General features: G+C 63.7%; 1 protein-coding gene. It reads left to right on the forward strand.

Annotated elements, in window-relative coordinates; translation table 11 throughout:
• Positions 1 to 46: 46 nt before the first annotated feature.
• A partial coding sequence (locus tag EIZ45_RS45815) for an IS630 family transposase (protein ID WP_134736130.1) occupies positions 47 to 1129 on the forward strand: 1083 nt, incomplete at its 3' end.

Below are 1129 nucleotides of genomic sequence, written 5' to 3' on the forward strand. Positions count from 1 at the left end.
CTAGTGTCCTGCGTCGTAAATTCGTCGCTAGTTAGACTCTGATGGTATGTCTGATGGTGTTGCGGGACGTCGGGGTCCGAAGCTCGAGCCGGTGGTCCTCACCGACGAGGAACGGTCGACGTTGGAAGGCTGGGTGCGTCGGCGAAAGTCTGCTCAGGCTTTGGCTGCGCGGTCGCGGATCGTGCTGGCGTGCGCTGAGGACGGCGTGCCGCCGGTCGTGGGCGTCGCGAAGGATCTCGGCGTGTCGCCGGACATGGTCCGCAAGTGGCGGCGACGCTTCCTGGCGCGCCGTCTCGACGGGCTGGTCGACGAGCCGCGGCCCGGCCGTCCTCCGGTGGTCGGGGTCGAGGACGTCGAAGCGGTCGTGGTGGCGACCCTGGAGGAAATCCCGAAGGACGCCACCCATTGGTCACGTGCCTCGATGGCGCAGCGCAGCGGCTTGTCCAGGTCGACTGTCGGCCGGATCTGGCGGAAGTTTCAGCTCAAGCCGCACCTGACCGACACTTTCAAGCTCTCCGCCGACCCGCTGTTCGTGGAGAAAGTGCACGACGTTGTCGGGTTGTATTTCAATCCGCCCGACGGCGCGATCGTCCTTTCCGTTGACGAGAAGTCGCAGATCCAGGCTCTGGACCGGTCCCAGCCGGTGCTCCCGATGATGCCCGGCATGCCTGAGCGTCGCACCCACGACTACGTCCGCAACGGCCTGACCACGCTGTTCGCGGCGTTCGACGTCGCCACCGGCGAGGTCATCAGTTCCCTGCACCGCCGGCATCGGGCCGCGGAGTTCAAGAAGTTCCTCGTCAAAATCGACAAGGAGGTCCCTGCCCATCTTCAGATCCATCTGATCTGCGACAATTACGGCACCCACAAAACACCGGCTATCCGGGCATGGCTGGAACGCCACCCTCGATTTCATATGCATTTCACCCCAACCGGTTCTTCCTGGATCAACCAGGTCGAGCGGTGGTTCGGCTTCCTCGCCGATCAGCAGATCAGGCGCGGCGCCCACAAGAACGTCCAGAACCTCGAAGCCGACATCCGCTCGTGGATCACGCAATGGAACGACAACCCCAGGCCCTTCATCTGGACCAAGACCGCCGCGGAGATCCTCGAGTCACTCGCCAACTTC

Source organism: Amycolatopsis sp. CFH S0740 (assembly GCF_004522315.1).
Lineage (GTDB): Bacteria > Actinomycetota > Actinomycetes > Mycobacteriales > Pseudonocardiaceae > Amycolatopsis > Amycolatopsis nivea.